The sequence below is a fragment of the Paenibacillus sp. JSM ZJ436 genome, assembly GCF_044383795.1.
GTDB classification, from domain to species: Bacteria; Bacillota; Bacilli; order Paenibacillales; family Paenibacillaceae; genus Paenibacillus_AQ; species Paenibacillus_AQ algicola.
Genome location: NZ_JBISEO010000002.1, coordinates 1 through 17052, shown reverse-complemented (window position 1 = coordinate 17052; position 17052 = coordinate 1). Strand labels below are relative to the sequence as shown.

20 protein-coding genes are annotated in these 17052 nt (G+C 51.4%); 14 read left to right on the top strand and 6 right to left on the bottom strand.

The features are described 5' to 3' along the window. The first annotated feature begins 133 nt into the window (after positions 1-133). The 6 genes from ACH6EH_RS02445 to ACH6EH_RS02420 all read left to right on the top strand — a co-directional run bounded on the left by ACH6EH_RS02445 (position 134) and on the right by ACH6EH_RS02420 (position 5868). On the top strand, positions 134-1255 hold the full coding sequence (locus ACH6EH_RS02445; protein WP_397330979.1) for a glycosyltransferase: 1122 nt from the start codon (positions 134-136) through the stop codon (positions 1253-1255). Positions 1256-1352: 97 nt separating this feature from the next. Next, complete coding sequence (locus ACH6EH_RS02440) at positions 1353-2087, top strand: DUF11 domain-containing protein (protein WP_397330978.1); 735 nt, start codon at positions 1353-1355, stop codon at positions 2085-2087. A gap of 89 nt (positions 2088-2176) precedes the next feature. After that, the gene (locus ACH6EH_RS02435; protein WP_397330977.1) at positions 2177-2518 is read left to right on the top strand and encodes an alpha-helical endospore appendage domain-containing protein; all 342 of its coding nucleotides are present in this window, start codon (positions 2177-2179) and stop codon (positions 2516-2518) included. Positions 2519-2716: 198 nt separating this feature from the next. Beyond that, the gene (gene gmd / locus ACH6EH_RS02430) at positions 2717-3715 is read left to right on the top strand and encodes a GDP-mannose 4,6-dehydratase (RefSeq protein ID WP_397330976.1); all 999 of its coding nucleotides are present in this window, start codon (positions 2717-2719) and stop codon (positions 3713-3715) included. Then, on the top strand, positions 3712-4737 hold the full coding sequence (locus tag ACH6EH_RS02425) for a sugar phosphate nucleotidyltransferase (protein WP_397330975.1): 1026 nt from the start codon (positions 3712-3714) through the stop codon (positions 4735-4737). The genes gmd and ACH6EH_RS02425 overlap by 4 nt, the downstream gene beginning before the upstream one ends. A gap of 51 nt (positions 4738-4788) precedes the next feature. Further along, positions 4789-5868: a glycosyltransferase gene (locus ACH6EH_RS02420; protein WP_397330974.1), complete on the top strand. Its 1080-nt coding sequence runs from the start codon at positions 4789-4791 to the stop codon at positions 5866-5868. 37 nt (positions 5869-5905) lie between these two features. Here ACH6EH_RS02420 and ACH6EH_RS02415 read toward each other — a convergent pair whose 3' ends face one another. From ACH6EH_RS02415 to ACH6EH_RS02395, 5 genes are read right to left on the bottom strand one after another with little or no spacing between them, the layout of a single operon-like run. Beyond that, positions 5906-6838 (bottom strand): MBL fold metallo-hydrolase, encoded by a 933-nt coding sequence (locus ACH6EH_RS02415; protein ID WP_397330973.1) that lies wholly within the window; start codon positions 6836-6838, stop codon positions 5906-5908. Positions 6839-6862: 24 nt separating this feature from the next. Next, positions 6863-7417 carry a hypothetical protein gene (locus tag ACH6EH_RS02410; RefSeq protein ID WP_397330972.1) on the bottom strand — a complete coding sequence of 185 codons (555 nt, stop codon included), beginning with the start codon at positions 7415-7417 and terminating at the stop codon, positions 6863-6865. Between the two features lie 40 nt (positions 7418-7457). Continuing rightward, positions 7458-7841, bottom strand: a complete 384-nt coding sequence (locus ACH6EH_RS02405; protein ID WP_397330971.1) for an alpha-helical endospore appendage domain-containing protein — start codon at positions 7839-7841, stop codon at positions 7458-7460. A 36-nt stretch (positions 7842-7877) separates the two neighbouring features. Then, positions 7878-8201 carry an alpha-helical endospore appendage domain-containing protein gene (locus ACH6EH_RS02400; RefSeq protein WP_397330970.1) on the bottom strand — a complete coding sequence of 108 codons (324 nt, stop codon included), beginning with the start codon at positions 8199-8201 and terminating at the stop codon, positions 7878-7880. Continuing rightward, positions 8167-8529: an alpha-helical endospore appendage domain-containing protein gene (locus tag ACH6EH_RS02395; RefSeq protein ID WP_397330969.1), complete on the bottom strand. Its 363-nt coding sequence runs from the start codon at positions 8527-8529 to the stop codon at positions 8167-8169. Before ACH6EH_RS02395 ends, ACH6EH_RS02400 begins: the two co-directional genes overlap by 35 nt. A gap of 187 nt (positions 8530-8716) precedes the next feature. Between ACH6EH_RS02395 and ACH6EH_RS02390 the strand changes: the two genes are divergently transcribed. Continuing rightward, the gene (locus tag ACH6EH_RS02390; RefSeq protein WP_397330968.1) at positions 8717-9610 is read left to right on the top strand and encodes an exosporium glycoprotein BclB-related protein; all 894 of its coding nucleotides are present in this window, start codon (positions 8717-8719) and stop codon (positions 9608-9610) included. 72 nt (positions 9611-9682) lie between these two features. Here ACH6EH_RS02390 and cyoE read toward each other — a convergent pair whose 3' ends face one another. After that, positions 9683-10606 (bottom strand): heme o synthase, encoded by a 924-nt coding sequence (gene cyoE / locus ACH6EH_RS02385; RefSeq protein WP_397331241.1) that lies wholly within the window; start codon positions 10604-10606, stop codon positions 9683-9685. Between the two features lie 428 nt (positions 10607-11034). On the opposite strand from cyoE, the gene ACH6EH_RS02380 reads away from it, so the two are divergent. The 7 genes from ACH6EH_RS02380 to ACH6EH_RS02350 all read left to right on the top strand — a co-directional run. Further along, a complete protein-coding gene (locus ACH6EH_RS02380) occupies positions 11035-12018 on the top strand; it encodes a LacI family DNA-binding transcriptional regulator (RefSeq protein ID WP_138224409.1) in 984 nt (327 codons plus the stop codon). Beyond that, complete coding sequence (gene rbsK / locus ACH6EH_RS02375; RefSeq protein ID WP_397330967.1) at positions 12018-12896, top strand: ribokinase; 879 nt, start codon at positions 12018-12020, stop codon at positions 12894-12896. Before ACH6EH_RS02380 ends, rbsK begins: the two co-directional genes overlap by 1 nt. 1 nt (position 12897) lies before the next feature. Beyond that, on the top strand, positions 12898-13296 hold the full coding sequence (gene rbsD / locus ACH6EH_RS02370) for a D-ribose pyranase (protein WP_208204207.1): 399 nt from the start codon (positions 12898-12900) through the stop codon (positions 13294-13296). Between the two features lie 17 nt (positions 13297-13313). Next, the gene (locus ACH6EH_RS02365; RefSeq protein ID WP_397330966.1) at positions 13314-14795 is read left to right on the top strand and encodes a sugar ABC transporter ATP-binding protein; all 1482 of its coding nucleotides are present in this window, start codon (positions 13314-13316) and stop codon (positions 14793-14795) included. Between the two features lies 1 nt (position 14796). Next, positions 14797-15765 carry a ribose ABC transporter permease RbsC gene (gene rbsC, locus ACH6EH_RS02360; RefSeq protein WP_138224417.1) on the top strand — a complete coding sequence of 323 codons (969 nt, stop codon included), beginning with the start codon at positions 14797-14799 and terminating at the stop codon, positions 15763-15765. A 14-nt stretch (positions 15766-15779) separates the two neighbouring features. Continuing rightward, entirely contained in the window at positions 15780-16697 is a 918-nt protein-coding gene (rbsB, locus tag ACH6EH_RS02355; protein WP_208204206.1) for a ribose ABC transporter substrate-binding protein RbsB, read from the top strand. Between the two features lie 105 nt (positions 16698-16802). Beyond that, a partial coding sequence (locus ACH6EH_RS02350; RefSeq protein ID WP_397330965.1) for a helix-turn-helix domain-containing protein occupies positions 16803-17052 on the top strand: 250 nt, incomplete at its 3' end.

The window sequence follows — 17052 nt, the reverse complement described above, 5'->3', positions numbered from 1 at the left end:
CTTCTTTTGGTTTTGATCGGGCTGGCAGCCGAAGTGCCGCTTCATCACACTAGGGAGCTAATTTCCGAATATCTACACTTCATGGTTATTCAGCACATAAACTAAATAACACTAAAAGGAGGAGGAACTGATTGTGGAGACGCCTGTAATCTCGCTTTGTATGATTGTCAAAAACGAAGCGGACTGTATCGGCCGATGTTTAAGCAGCGTGAGCCCCTATGTGGATGAGATGATCATTGTAGATACCGGTTCAACGGATGAAACGCCGGCGATCTGTAAGGAGTATGGTGCGAAAGTGCTTGATTACACATGGAATGAGCATTTTGCAGAGGCTAGAAATTTCGGATTGCACCAAGCCCGCGGACAATGGATTCTCTGGCTGGATGCCGATGAAGAGCTCGGCGAAGGAGGAGAGCTGCTGAAGCAGCTGGCCATGACTGAGGAATATGATCTGTTTTCTTTTCAATTGAACAATTATTACGGCACTGAAGTGGATGATCATCATATTATCCAGATCTCGCATCCCCGAATGTTCCGGAATGGCATCGGATTTCAATTCCGCAACCAAATTCATGAGGCACTCAATGTGGAAGAAGTGTTCGGCAGCGGTAGTCAGATGCTTCAGCGTATGAGCAATGCAACGGTAACGCTATGGCACTACGGTTATCTGGAGTCACAGGTTCAGGTGAAGGATAAAGCCAAACGAAATCTGCAGCTGCTGCAACAGGCGCTGTCCGATAACCCAGAGGACCCCTGGCTGCATTATCACATGGCGTCCGAGTGCTACCGGCTGAAGAAGCTGAACGAGTCTTTTCAGCATACCAACCGCTCAATTGTGTTGTTTCTGAGCAACAGGCTGACTCCGCCTTCGCTGCTGTACAAACTGAAGTATTCCATTCTGATCAGTGTAGGAAGCTATGATGGTGCATATCCCGCGATTGAAAAGGCGATTATGCTGTATCCGGATTATGTGGATCTTGTGTTTTACAAGGGCGTTGTACTGATGCAGCTGAAGAAATTTGAAGCGGCCTTGGAGGCATTTGAGCAGTGCCTTGAGATCGGGGATTCCAATCTGGCGCATCTCACCCAGAAGGGTCTGGGAAGCTTTCAGGCTTGGCATTATAAGGGGATGTGTCAGGAGCTCCTGAAAAATAACCAAGAGGCGAAAAAGTGCTATGAGCAGGCGCTAATGATCTACCCGCAGCATGCCGAGTCGATAGAGGCTTTAAACAAGCTGAAGATGAAATTGAATTAATTTTCTAGGCAAACGCCAAGTCATTTTCGCAGAAGAGGAATATAATGCGGTGTAGTTCCACAACGGCTACAACTGCCACAGTGAAAGAGGTGAAAATATGTCACAAGCGGGTATACCCAATATTACGCCGAGTGTCGGTATTACTATCAATCAAACGATTCCGTTGTTACTTTCCTCCATTGCCTTGGAAGAGGTTGCACTCGCTCATTTGATGAACGCGGAGGCTGAGAAGCTGCAATATGTTCTGGGGACCTTAGGCCCTGCTGCAACAGCACTGACTCCGGCGACCGTGACAGTATCGAATTTGTTGCTTGTAGATCAGAGCGTACGCAGAACACTTCAGGATGTCATCAAGAAGGAAATGCTGCTTGAGTTCAAGTTTGAAAATGTGCTTGACCTTATCCAGATTGTAACACCGCCCCCTCCACCGCCTCCAGTGCTCACGATTGAAAAAACCGATAATCCGGATCCGGTGATTGTTCTTGGCCCTACCGTGCTCACCTACACGATAACTGTAACGAATACGGGTCCTGGTACAGCCACGAATGTTATTGTGACGGATACGCTCCCGCCGGTTGCAGGCCCGCTTGGCCCAACCTTTACACTTAATGTGTTGTCCTTGCCTGCGGACTGTGTTCTTGTAGGCCTGCCTGTAGGTGGAACAGTTATTTGTAATGTAGGTACCCTGCTGCCGGGTGAGGTTCGAGTAATTACCTTCAACGGTTTAGTTACGTCTCTGGTAAGCGGTGTGCTGAGTAATACATCAACGGTGACCTCGAATGAAACGGCGCCTGTGCAAACCGTGGAGGAGACTCAAGCGATCGTGCCATAGAAACGGCAATTGACACGGGACAAAAGCGTATACCGGTTTTCAGTGACCGGCATACCATGTAAAAAAACAAATTAGTGAGGTGTAGAGTTATGTCACAAGCAAATATCCCTAATATTACTCCGAGCATTAGTATCACACTGGGTCAGACGGTACCTTTACTGTTGTCTTCCATTGCTCTGGAGGAGCTTGCCCTGGCTCACATTATTAATGCCGAGGCTGAGAAGCTTCAATTCGTTCTGGGAACCTTGACGCCAACCACGTCCACGCTCGTTCCAGGGGATATTACGATCTCCAACCTGCTGCTCGTCAACTCCAGTGTCAGAAGAACACTTCAGGATGTCATCAAAAAAGAAATGCTGCTGCAATTCAAGTTTGAAAATGTGCTGGACCTGATTCAAGTTTCTCCTGGAAATCCGGTCATTGGAACTTAAATAGATCCTCTTTAATTACGTTCATAATGGCTTGCATTGTACGACAGATGCAAGCCATTTCTTTCTTTTGTCCACCTTCTTTTGTCCACCTTGATTTCATATCATAGGCCTTACGATATCCCGCACACCAGGCGCCTGCTGCGCATAAAGTAAACAAATTATGTTTAATACACATACGCCTATTGAAGGAGGACCACGATGACAACAGCTTTCATTACGGGAATTACCGGCCAAGACGGAGCTTATCTGGCTCAATTACTGCTATCCAAAGGCTATGAGGTCATCGGAATGCATCCGCAGCGAAGCACTCCGAACCTGTGGAGGTTACAGGAGCTGAACATTCTGGATCAGGTCAAGCTTGTAGAAGGAGATGTCGTGGATATTTCCTCGGTCATCAAGCTGCTGGAGGTCTATAAGCCGGACGAAATATATAACCTGGCGGCCCAGAGCTTTGTAGGGGCATCGTGGAATCAGCCTATTCTAACCTCTCAAATTACAGGCCTGGGAGCCTTGAATTTACTGGAGGCTGCGCGTCTGGTGAGACCGGATTGCCGATTCTATCAGGCCTCTTCCAGTGAGATGTTTGGTAAAATCCAGCATCAGCAGCAAACGGAGGGGACGCCTTTTTATCCCAGAAGCCCGTATGGTGTAGCCAAGCTGTTCTCCCACTGGATGACGGTAAACTACCGGGAAAGCCATGGCTTATTTGCTTGCAGCGGCATTCTGTTTAATCATGAATCTCCGTTAAGGGGCATTCAGTTCGTAACCCGGAAGATTACCGATGCCGTGGCCAGAATTAGCTGCGGACTCATGGATCAGGTTCAGCTGGGGAATTTGGAGGCCAAGAGAGACTGGGGCTTTGCCGGCGATTTCGTAGAAGCGATGTGGCTGATGCTGCAGCAAGACCAGCCGGATGATTACGTGATTGCGACCGGCCAGACGACATCCGTGCAGGATTTTTGCAAAATGGCATTTGATTATGTGAATCTGGATTGGAAACAGCATGTACAGGTGGATCCGAAGCTGTATCGGCCTGCTGAAGTCGATATTTTGCTCGGTGATGCTTCGAAAGCACAGCAGCAGCTGGGGTGGAAGGCCAGAACCCGCATCGAGCAGCTGGCAGGGATGATGGTGGAGAGTGATCTGAGGCGGGTCAAGGAGGAGCTGAAACTGAAAAAAGGCTGCCATGACTCATGAAGGTCGTATTTATGTCGGGAGGTACCGGAAGCAGGCTATGGCCGCTATCGAGATCGTCGGTGCCCAAGCAATTTATTCCTCTGTTTCAGGACGAAGCAGGGAATATGGAAGCGATTCTCGCCCGAAATGCCCGGCTGATGCTGCAGAAATTCAGCCCTGATGATGTGCTGGTATCCTCCATGGCGGAGCATGAAGAGCAGATCTCCAGCTGCCTGCCATGGGGTCCCCGCATCATTGTCGAGCCGGAAAGAAGGGACACCTTTCCCAGTATATGCTTGAGCTCGCTGTATCTGCTGGATGAGCTGAAGCTGCCAGAGGATGAGCTGGTCTGTTTCTGTCCTGCCGACTTGTATATAGAAGAAGATTTCGTGGACCTTCTGGCTGCCATGCCGCAGCGGCTGGACTGGTGTCAAGTGAACATTGCCCTGCTTGGAATTGAGCCGACCGAACCCTCCGGAAAGTACGGCTATATTGTTCCACAGCTTGAAACCGCTCATCCGGCAGGACCGGTTTATGGCATTTCGCAGTTTGTCGAGAAGCCGGCTCTGGACCGGGCATTTGAGCTCATATCAGAGGGAGCGCTGTGGAACAGCGGAGTGTTTATCTTTCGCTTGTCCTTTATGAAGCAATATGTACAGAGCAAAGGGGATCCCGCAAGCTATCCAGCTTGCCAGGCAGGCTATAGCAGCCTGCCTGCCATCAGCTTTGATTACGAAGTGCTGGAGAAAACCCCGGATATTGTAGTAGTCCCGTTCCATGGCCGATGGACCGATATCGGAAGTCTGGATCGCTTGGTCGATACGATGGGCCACCCGCATTTTGAAAGCAAGGTTTACCGGAGAGGCACCGAGGCTGTTACCGCCATGAATTTGACGGATGTTCCGGTCGTATGTATAGGTGTGTCAAACTTGATGATTGTGGCTACGGACCATGGTATTCTGGTAACTTCCAGAGAGGCCTGTGATGACATCAAGCTGCTGCTCGCCGAGCATCCCGAGATCACGGAAGATCCCAAGCCTTGATGTGCGTACAGGGCTTGGGAAATAAAGAAGCTTTCATGGGGAGGAGAGGACATGATTCAGATCAGCCTATGCATGATTGTCAGGGATGAAGAAGAGGTGCTGGAGCGGTGCTTAAGCTCCATTCACCGCCTGGTAGATGAAATCATTATCGTTGATACGGGATCCACAGACCGGACGAAGGAGATTGCGGCAGTCTTTGCAGACCGGGTTGTCGATTTCACATGGATCGATGATTTCTCTGCGGCCCGGAATTATGCCTTCAGCCTCGCCACTATGCCATATATTCTCTGGCTGGATGCCGATGATTACTTGAAGGAAGGCGACGAAGAGGCCTTTCTTGCATTGAAGCAGCTTCCTGAGGACATTGACAGTGTAACACTGCCCTATTATCTAAGCATGAATCCCTCTGGGGGCGCTGCGTCCTCTCTTCGCCGTAATCGGATCGTGCGCTCAGACCGCGGTTTTACATGGATTGGAGCGGTGCATGAATATCTGGAGGTGTCAGGCAACATCTATCACGCTTCTCCAGCAATCGTTCATGGGAAGATGAAGAGCCATTCAGACCGCAATCTGAGGATATATCTGAAGCGCGAAGAGGAGAACCTGCCTTTTTCCTCAAGAGATATGTATTATTTCGGTAACGAATTAAGCGAGCACGGGCAGCATGAGAAAGCCATACAATATTATGACCGTTTCTTGAAGCAGCAGGGGTGGGTGGAGGACCAAATTCAGGCCTGCATGCGTAAAGCAGATTGTTATCAAAAGCTGGGGCAGAAGGAAAAATCGCTGCAATCCTGGCTTCAGACACTGGAATACGATCAGCCCCGGCCGGAGTTTTGCTGTGCATTCGGGGAGCATTTGCTGGAAAAGCGTGAATATCGTACGGCAGCGTACTGGTTTGAGCAGGCGCTTTCCTATGAGCTGCCTAAGGAGCATATGTCTCTCGTGAATGAAGCGTATTCAACATGGATTCCTCATCTCAAGCTGTGCTTGTCCTACAGCTGTATGGGTAAGCTCGACGAGGCTTATTTCCACAACGAACAAGCAAGAAGCTATCAACCGGAGCATCCTATTATTATGTACAATTATCATTTTATGAAGCAGATGATGCAGGATAAGGCGGGTCATTGAACCTGGATACCCAGTATGATAAGCCCCTTCCATGAAGCTACAGAGAAGGGGCCCCATCGTAAACAGGCTGCTCAGTACTGTACATCAGGATGCCTCCGGCGACCTTTTTACGGATTCTGCCTTCTTTCAGCAGCTGGTTGATATTAGAGCGTGCGATCACTCTTACAAGCTCGTAATGGTCCTCATGGTCATCAATGCCATAGCGCTGCATGAGCTTTTGTACAATAATATCAAAGGTCTGGCCTTGGTAATGCTTGATGATATCCTGGATCTGCTGATACATATCATCGAGACACTGCAGATTTTGCTGAATCAGGCTGCTTATATCCTTCTCCAGCCCTCCGTGATACAGCACATAGTGGCTGGCCCGGATGGATTTAAGCTTCTGAAGGGACTGCTTGGCGTTACCGGGGTCCGTAAACATAAGCAGCTTCTGCTTGGACAAGGTTCGGGCTCCAAACAGGGCGTCGGCACAAAATAAAACCTGATCCGGGGTTAGAATACCGAACATTCCCGGAAAGTGCCCGGGCAAGGTCACAAATGAAAACTTGACTCCCTGAATGAAAAACACGCCGTCATGGTAAGGGATGCTCTCTGTTACGAGAATTTCCGCTCTGGCATCCTGCTGCTGCGGGGCATAATCTAGCATGTTCATCACTGCACTGGCACCGGGATCGTTAACAATGGTAGCCGAGAGAGGGGAAGCATAGCACTTCAGATAGGGATGCATCTCTTTCAAATAAGAGGCTCCCTTGGCACTCGCCAGATGAGCATGGGTTAAAAGAATGCTGCTTAAAGTATATCCCTTATCCGTGAGATCCTGCTCTATAAGCTCGGCCGTCTTAAAATCCGGACCGCTGTCAATCAAATGGGCTTCGCGGGTTGAGGGATTCAGATATCCTCCGATCGCGTATTTTCCAGACCAGCAATACGTATTGCCGGCGACTTGAATGAAAGTAGGCTTAGACATTTTCTTCCGCTCCTGTCCATCAGATTAATATTTGATACTATACTTTTTTGAACCTATCATGGCCATGAACGCAGCTTCTTCTTTCCGGTCCGGATTGTGTTTTTTGGATGGTCCTCCAAGGGTGGATATAAACAGGGCTGCAGGAGGCTTGGGATTAGGCCTTGCCTTTGATCTTTTCTTCGTGTTGCTCTGCTTGGCGGGCTTGGCGGAAGAGGGTGAGCTTAACTTGGGCTTAGCGCCTGCCGCCGGGATATTCAGTTTTTGTTGAATGGAGATCCATGAAGCTCTGCAAGGCTTTAGCAGACCCGTATCATTGGTTAGTTGACTCCAGAGAGTCGTTAATTCAAGGAGCTGCTCCTGATTCCAAGCAGGGTTCTCCTGCTTGGAAAGATCATGATCAGCATGTAAATCTAGAAGCCGTTCGAGCAAGCCCAGCTGCCTGGTGCTGATGCGAACGGCAATGACTTGATCCTGCTCATGAAGCGCCGAGGCTTTGTTGGCATAGAGCCCGACCCAGCGTAGAATGGCTCCTGCGTAAACAGAAGCGGTGTAGTGCGACCTGTGATGAGAATCATTCAATGACTTCCCCACCTTACCATTACGAAGCTTAAAGAAGGGTTTAATAGTCCATGCCTTCGTCCCGGGCAAGCTCATCCCAGTATTCCGGCATCCGCTTTTGGTCCGTGCTGGCCCCGCCCGATTCTTTAAGTTCTTTTTCAGAGGACTGATAAAACAATACGGAATCCATTTTTTTCATAAGCATCCATTTCGTCATCAGAATCGTATCGAGCATTCTCGTAATGGCATGATTGAATTGAATGTACTCTTGGCTGGAAGGTGCATTAGAGAGGGCGGGATCCTGATGAATAAAGGCAAGAATTTTTTGAGCTTCGGCGTTCATCAGTGTAGCGAGAGCTTCCTCCTCGGCGGAGATGGATGTCAGCAGCTTCGAAACCGCCTCATCCCAGTGCCCGGGCTCATGGAGGGAAGGATCGAACGGCATAATATGACCTCCTGGTTACTAAGCTGATCGTTTGTACTACTCCTCCGGATAGCAGTCGTCATCATAGTCTGTATGCTCTTTGAGATCGAGCTGCATGACATCCTCCAGCTTGAACTGCAGCAGCATCTGGTTCTTGATCACATTGCGGAGCATGAGCTCGACACTGCGGTTAATTCTTAAGATGTCCTCCAGATCTACGCAGTGGTCTTTTACAAAGCGCTGGATTTTTTCGCCCTCGGCGTTAATGATATGGGACAATCCGATCTCTTCCAGAGCGATGGAGGACAGCAGCAGGTTGATCGCTTCTTTCCTCTTCAATGTGATTTCAGGACGTATATCCGGAATGTTGGGCATGGACATGCTTGATCACCTCTCTTTCTGTGTAAAGCTCCACGATGCTTTCTACCCTGGACTGCAGCAGCATCTCTTGCTTAATAATGCTCTGCATCATGTCCAGAGACGCGGTATCATTCAGGAGGAGCCTGCACAGCTCCCGGGATTGGACCTTCTCATGCTGGGGGTATGCTGCCAGCAGACGTTGAGTCTTCTTCGCTTCTGAATGCATAACGTGAGCTAGCGAGAGCTCGGTTAGTGCAATGGCGGTGAGACATAAAGCTTCGGCCTCATGAATGGTAATGCTGACGTTGGCAGCGGAATCAGGAGCATTAGAGAGGCTGGGCTGTGACAAGCGGTTCACCTCTTTCTTCGGGTACCATAACCGTATACTGCAAGCACTTATACCTATGTCTTACAGCAGGCGGATTATTACTGCTGCGAGCATTTTTCTTGGCTAGTATGGACAATGGCTCAAGCCTGATGGACAGATGCAGCATACCGTATAGCGTAAATATCTTATCGAAAGAGGGTGACTGGCCTTGTCGCAAGCGAATATCCCCAATGTGACGCCGAGTATCACGGTCACAAGAGATGATGCGTTAAATCTGCTTCTTGCTTCCATCGCTATTGAAGAATTAGGTTTGGGACACATCATTAATGCCGAGGCTGAAAAAATTCAATACGCGGTCGGCACACTGCCGGGACTTACTGTGCCTTCAACGATAAATGATTTGATTGCGGTAGACTCCAGCGTGAAGAGCACCATGCAGGAATTGCTGAAGAAGGAAATGCTGCTGCAGCACAAGCTGGAAAGTGTATTAGGTGCCGTTGCAACCGGAGGAGGAACAGGAACTACCGGAGCAACAGGCCCGACAGGACCTACCGGACCTACGGGAGCAACCGGAGCGGCAGGCGCCGGAGCAGTCATTCCATACGCTTCTGGGCTGCCTGTAGCACTGACAACGGTTGCAGGCGGTCTTGTAGGCACGGTCGGCTTAATTGGTTTTGGGAGCTCGGTCGCCGGAGTCAGTGTGCTTGGAGGAACTATAGATTTGACAGGTGTTGGCGGCAACCTGCTGAATTTTGCATTCTCGGCTCCGCGTGCAGGGACGATTACCGATATTGCGGCCTTCTTCAGTACGACCGTTGCCCTGAACCTGATCGGCAGCACGGTCACCATTACAGCGCAGTTGTATCGAGCCTCGCCGCCTAGCAACACCTTTGTCGCGATTCCGGGAGGCTTCGTAACGCTGGCGCCGTCTTTATCGGGTGCGGTTGCGGTTGGAACGACGAGCAACGGGTTGAATTCCGGGCTGGCTATTCCGGTTGCTGCTGAGGATCGGCTGCTGCTGGCCTTTGAGGCAACAGCATCGGGCTTGAGCTTGATAAACCTGGTCGTCGGCTATGCCGGAGCAGGGATTACGATTAATTAAATGATGCCCACTAAAATAAGCTCATCCCCGCATCAACTGCAGGATGAGCTTATTTTGTATGCCTGTCCGTCATTAGAGTAGCGCTTTAGCAATCAGGGAGTACAGCACAATGACGAGGTACACGAGAATCAAGTGCTGAATGGAGAAGATAAACATCTTCGTAGCCCAGGCCTTCTGCTCCGCTGGATTATAGGTCTTGAAGCTGGTCACCAGCCAAGCCAGGTTAATCAGCAGGACAATGACAGCTACGATGGGGCTGAACGACCAGAACAGGAAGCTGGACGCGCTCAGCAGGACCAGATAAACATTACTCTGCGTATAGGCGCGTTTAATCCCTTTCACCACAGGCAGCATCGGGACACCCGCCGCTTTATACTCGTCAAAGCGCCGGATGGCGATACAGTAGAAGTGGGGCATCTGCCAGAGAATCATTGTAATCACGAGTGCCCAGATTCCGGCATGGGCATAGTCATGCGAAATGACCGACCAGCCGATCAAAGGGGGGACTGCGCCGGAAATGCTTCCGACTTCGGTATTATAGACGGTGCGGCGTTTCGTCCACATCGTATAGGGAATCATATATAGAAAAAGGCCGAGGAGTGCGAACAAGGCAGCCATCGGTGAGGCAAACAGCAGCAGCAATGTTCCGGCAACGGTAAGGAAGATCCCCAGCGCCAGACCGGTTCGGGTGTCCACCTGTCCGGTGACCGTAGGCCGGTTGCGGGTGCGCTCCATCACCGCGTCAATATCCCGGTCATACAGGTTGTTAAAGGCACCTGCAGCTCCAATGATGAAGGAGGAGCCGACCAGGGAGGCGAGAATAGCGAGCCAGTGCTCCGCAATGGAGGCATCATAAACATAAAGCGCCATGCACAGGCCGGTAAACACGGCGATCATATTGGAGCGGATAATTCCGGTTTTGACGGTTTCGCCTAGAGCTTTGGAGAATGGCTTGTACTCCAGTGTAAGGTTCGCCTGTGATCTATTATTTATCATCATCTGCTCACTTTCCATTTTAGAATATTCGTGTGCTTTACAATTATAGCATTCCGGCTTCGGCTTTTTGCGATAAAGTCACAATATTAATAATAATGTCAATTTTAAGCCGACATTTTACTCAAATATCAATATCTTACCACAAAGTATAGGGAGTGCAGTAGCATTTTCTTGCACGAAGCTTCATATTTGGCAGCCCGTGTTCCGCAAAAAGCACATAACTATCGATCCAATAGAGGTTGAATCTTCCATCAATGAAACGCTTGCATCAAGAAAACAATTGTGTTAACTTATACCTGTAACCGGTTACAGACTGACTTTCGCACAGTGTGTAACGGGTTACATAGAGATTAGTATGATGAAGCGTGCTTGTAACGACACATGTACCTATGGAATGAAACATGCTTATAAACGGAGTGATAACAAGGATGGCAACGATCAAGCAAGTGGCTCAGGCTGCGGGGGTGTCGGTAGCAACCGTCTCCCGGGTCATCAACGAGAGCGGTTACGTTCATGAAGATACCCGGCGCAGAGTAGAGGATGCGGTCCGGGAGCTGAATTATACGCCCAATGAGGTAGCACGATCTCTATACAAGAGAAAATCCAAGCTGATCGGCTTGCTGCTCCCTGATATCACGAACCCGTACTTTCCCCAGCTTGCCCGTGGGGTCGAGGATCGGCTGCAGGAGCAGGACTACCGGGTTATTCTCGGCAACAGTGATGAAAGCCGGGAGAAGGAAACGGAATATATTCAAACCTTTTTGCAGAATAATGTGGTAGGTGTTATTTCTTCAACCCATGCGCCTGACCATGAAATGTATACAGGTCTCAAGATCCCGGTTGTGTTTCTGGACCGGACTGTGAATGACAGCCCGAGCGTCTATGCAGACGGCAGAGAGGGCGGCAGGCAGGCTGCCCGGGAGCTGGTTCAGCGCGGAAGCGCCCGAATCGTCATTATTCAGGGACCTGCTGCTGTAAGGACAGCCATGGACCGTTATGAGGGAGCGGCGGAGCAGCTTGAGAAGCTGGGAGCATCCTATCAGGTGCTGAAGACAGACTCGTTCTCTTTTACAGAAGCAGAAGCGTGGGCACAGGAGCTGTTCCGGCAATATCCGGACAGTGATGGCATTATTGCAAGTAATGATATTGTAGCCTTTGCTGTCTTGCAGGAGGCTGTACGGCTTGGGAAGAAGGTGCCGCAGGATGTGCAGATCATCGGATTTGACGACATTCCGCTGAGCCGGTTGTTAACCCCTTCCCTGTCGACGATTCATCAGCCGGCCTATGAGATGGGCAGGGCGGCGGCAGATTTGATCATTGCCTTGATCGAGGAAGCCTATGTAGAACGCAGAAATATCCAATTTGCAGTCTCTTTTATCGAGCGGCAGACAACCCGAAAGGTGGAATTGTAATGGCAAGAATAACGGTAATTGGCAGCTCCTCAATGGATCTGGTCGTCACCTCCAGCAAGCGCCCCGGTGCCGGGGAGACGGTGCTGGGCGACAGCTTCAAGACGGTGCCCGGCGGTAAGGGAGCGAATCAGGCCGTTGCAGCGGCCAGACTGGGAGCAGACGTCACGATGGTCGGCTGTGTCGGGGATGATCATCTAGGTAAGATCATTTTGAATAACTTCAAGGAGAACGGGATTCATACGGACTATGTGGAACCGGTTACAGGTATGGAGAGCGGTACAGCACATATTGTGCTCGCGGAAGGTGATAACAGCATTGTCGTCGTTAAAGCCGCGAATGATTGCATCACTCCGGCTTATGTGGACCGGGCGTCCGCAGCGATCCGGGATGCAGACATCGTCATGATTCAGCAGGAAATTCCGGAAGAGACGGTCGTTCATGTGAGCGAGCTGTGTCAGGAGTACGGCGTGCCGCTGATGCTGAACCCCGCTCCGGCACGTCCGGTGCCGCCGTCTGTCATTGAGCGTGCCGCTTATATTACGCCGAATGAGCATGAGGCAGCCATCCTGTTCCAGGGAATGCCGCTTGGCGAGGTGCTGAGGCGCTATCCGAACAAGCTGATTGTTACCGAGGGCAAAGCGGGCGTCCGGTATTTTGATGGAGAGCAGGAGGTTGTCGTGCCCGGCTATGCGGTCGAAGCGGTAGATACCACAGGGGCAGGAGACACTTTTAACGGGGCGTTAGCCACTGCACTCGCGGAAGGTCAGAGTCTGCAGGACAGCCTCCGGTTTGCCAACAGGGCAGCAGCGCTGTCGGTAACCAAGTTTGGCGCTCAAGGCGGAATGCCGCAGCGCAGCGACGTCGAAGGGAGCCTTTAAGATGAAGAAGCAGGGCATGGTGAACAGCCATATTGCGAAGGTGCTGGCCGATCTTGGCCATACCGATCTGATTGTCATCGCCGATCTCGGGCTCCCGGTGCCTCCGGGCGTGCTGAAGATTGACCTGGCGGTGACGCAAGGGACTCCGGGCTTTCAGGACGTCGTGAGCGCCGTGGCGGCGGACATGGTGGTGGAACGCGTTATTGTCGCTGAGGAGATAAATTCTGTAAATATGGAAACCATGCAATATATAGAGGGAGCCTTTCCGGACAGTACCCTATCCCAGGTTCCACATGAGCAATTCAAGGAGCTGACCCGGCAGGCGAAGGCTATCATCCGAACCGGGGAAGCCAGACCCTATGCGAATTGTATTTTGCAGTCGGGCGTTCATTTTGGATAAGAGGAGGATTAACCATTATGCATATCCAGATGAGCAACATTCATAAAGCCTTCGGCACAAACCAGGTGCTGACCGGTGTCGACTTTGACTTGACCGGGGGAGAGGTTCATGCCCTGATGGGTGAGAACGGCGCCGGTAAATCGACGCTGATGAATATATTGACCGGCCTTCACAGCCGGGATCAGGGAAGCATTTCGATTGACGGGCAAAAGATTGCTTTTTCCAGCCCGCGGGAGGCGGAGGATTATGGAATCGCTTTTATCCATCAGGAGCTGAACATTTGGCCGGACATGACCGTGCTGGACAACCTGTTTATCGGGAAGGAGATTACGTCCCGGCTCGGGGTACTGAACCAGAAGCAGATGAAGGCCATGGCCGAGGAGCAGTTCTCCAGACTGTCGGTCAGCATTCCTCTCTCCCAGGAGGCGGGAATGTGCTCGGTTGGTCAGCAGCAGATGATTGAAATTGCCAAAGCGCTGATGACGAAAGCCAAGGTCATTATTATGGATGAGCCTACCGCCGCCTTGACCGAGCGGGAGATCCGCAAGCTGTTCGAGGTCATTGACTCCTTGAAGAAGCAGGGTGTGTCCATCGTCTACATCTCCCACCGGATGGAGGAAATCTTCGCGGTGTGTGACCGGATTACCGTTATGCGCGATGGCAAAACCGTGGACACCAAGCCCATCCCGGACACCAGCTTTGATGAGGTCGTTCGCAAAATGGTCGGCCGGGAGCTGACCGAGCGCTATCCGGCGCGCAGCCCGTCACCAGGCGAAACCGTGCTGGAGGTCAAGGGCATCAGCGGCAAAGGCCGGTTTGAGAATGTCAGCTTCTCGGTCAGAGCCGGAGAAATCGTCGGTGTATCCGGGCTGATGGGAGCAGGCCGCACCGAGATGATGCGGGCCATCTTCGGGCTCGATCCGCTGAGCAGCGGTGAGGTGTGGATTCGCGGCAAAAAGGTGTCCATCCGCAAGCCCGATGATGCCGTAAAGCATGGCATCGGCCTGATTACGGAGGACCGGAAGGATGAGGGCCTCGTACTGGATTTCTCAGTCCGCGAGAATATGGCGCTGCCGAATCTGTTCAGCTTCTCCTCAAAGGGCTTTATCTCCACCCGCAAGGAGCAGGAGTTCGTGGATACGCTCGTGAAGCGGCTGCAGATCAAGACGCATACGACTGAAACGCCGGCTGGCAGCCTTTCCGGCGGTAACCAGCAGAAAGTGGTCATCGCCAAATGGATCGGGATTGGCCCGAGTGTCCTCATTCTCGACGAGCCGACCCGCGGGGTGGATGTCGGCGCGAAGCGTGAAATCTATCAGCTGATGAACGAGCTGACCGAGCGCGGGGTTGCCATCCTGATGGTCTCCTCGGAGCTGCCGGAGGTGCTCGGCATGAGTGACCGCATTCTGGTCGTCCATGAAGGCCGGATTGCCGGAGAAGTGAAGGGCAGCGAAGCTACCCAGGAACAGATTATGACACTAGCTACAGGAGGTCAGTAACATGACAACCCTCAATGAACCTAAAGCGGAAAGAAACTTCAAGCTTGGCCAATTCACCCAGAAGCTCGGTCCGCTGCTCGGACTGATCATCCTGATTGTGATCGTCTCTGTCATGAACCCAAGCTTTCTTGAGCCGCTGAATATACTCAACCTGCTGCGTCAGGTATCTATTAACGCCCTGATCGCATTCGGGATGACATTCGTAATTCTGACCGGCGGTATCGACTTGTCCGTAGGCTCCATCCTGGCGCTTTCCAGCGCACTCGTTGCCAATCTGATGGTCGCAGGCGTGGACCCGATCTTCGCCATTATTATCGGCTGTGCAGCCGGGGGGATCATGGGTGCGGTCAACGGCCTGCTCATTACGAAAGGCAAAATGGCTCCATTTATCGCTACACTCGCGACGATGACCATATTCCGCGGACTCACGCTGGTCTATACCGAGGGGAACCCGATTACCGGCCTTGGTGACAGCCTTCCGTTCCAGCTGTTTGGACGCGGCTACTTGCTCGGCATTCCGGTTCCGGCGATTACCATGATTCTTACCTTCGCCGTGCTGTGGATCATTCTGCACAAGACCTCCTTCGGACGCAAAACCTATGCCATTGGCGGTAATGAGAAAGCATCCATTGTGTCCGGTATCAAGGTATCTCGTGTAAAAATTATGATTTACTCCCTGGCAGGCATGCTGTCCGCCCTGGCCGGAGCGATCCTGACGTCCCGTCTGAACTCGGCACAGCCGACAGCGGGCACCTCCTATGAGCTGGATGCCATCGCAGCCGTAGTGCTTGGCGGCACCAGCCTGACCGGAGGTCGAGGCCGGATTGTGGGTACATTAATCGGCGTACTGATTATCGGAACGCTGAATAACGGCCTGAACCTGCTGGGCGTCAATTCATTTTATCAGATGGTCGTCAAGGGCGTTGTTATTGCGATAGCCGTTCTGCTCGACCGGAAGAAAACGGTGTAAGGAGGAAATTCCCGATGAAAAAAGCGAACCTGTTTCTCCTGTCGCTCCTGCTGGTGTTCATCACCGGCTGTTCCATGGAGCCGCCTGAATGGGCCAAGCCCAAGCTCAGCGGCGATGTGAAGGATCTCAAGATTGGCTTGTCCGTATCTACGCTGAATAACCCCTTCTTCGTTTCATTAAAGGATGGTGTTGTAGAGGAGGCCGCCAAGCAGGGGATGGAGGTCATTGTCGTCGACGCGCAGAACGACTCTGCGAAGCAGAGCAATGACGTGGATGATTTGATCCAGCAGGGCGTTCATGTCCTGCTCATTAATCCAACCGATTCGGCGGCCATTTCGACCGTAGTACAGACTGCGAACAGCATCGGCATTCCTGTGATCACGCTTGACCGCTCCGCGGACCAGGGTGAGGTGGAAGCGCTCGTCGCTTCCGATAACGTAAAGGGCGGCCAGATGGCGGCAGAGCATATTGTAAAAGAATTGGGCAAGAACACGAAGGTCATTGAGCTGGAGGGAGTGCCGGGAGCGTCCGCTACCCGCGAACGCGGTCAGGGCTTTCATGATGTAGCTGACCTGGAGCTGGATGTCGTTGCCAAGCAGGCTGCTGATTTCGACCGGACGAAGGGACTGAACGTTATGGAGAATCTGCTCCAGGGCAACCCGGATGTGAAGGCGGTCTTCGCTCATAATGACGAGATGGCGCTGGGAGCTATTGAAGCGATTCAAAGCTCGGGCAAGGACATTATGGTGATCGGCTTTGACGGCAATGACGATGCATTGAAGTCCATTGAGGCCGGCAAGCTAACGGCTACGGTTGCGCAGCAGCCAGAGCTGATCGGTCAGCTGGCTGTACAGGCCGCCGTGGATGTCACCTCCGGCAAAGAGGTTGAGGAGGTCATTCCGGCACCGCTGAAGCTGGTGATTAAAGAATAATAAAGAGCAGGGGGCTGTCTCCTTCAGGACTTGAAATCTGATATGCTCCCTTTACGGTAGACAGGTGAAATAATAAAACCTGTTTTCGTGAGGGGAGCATTTTTTGTGTCCAGAAAAATAGAGCGGAGTGCCTCAGAGAAATTTGCCATTATTCAAGAAATCAGACTGGGACATATCGGAGTTAAGGCTGCAGTGAAAAAATACGGTATTTCTAAATCAACTCTTGCTAAATGGAGACGTCGTTATGAGGTTCACGGATATGAAGGCCTAGAAGTACGGACCCATTATCGAAGTTACTCTGCGGAGCTTAAACTCCAAGCAGTACTGGATTATTTGAATAGTGGACTATCAAAGT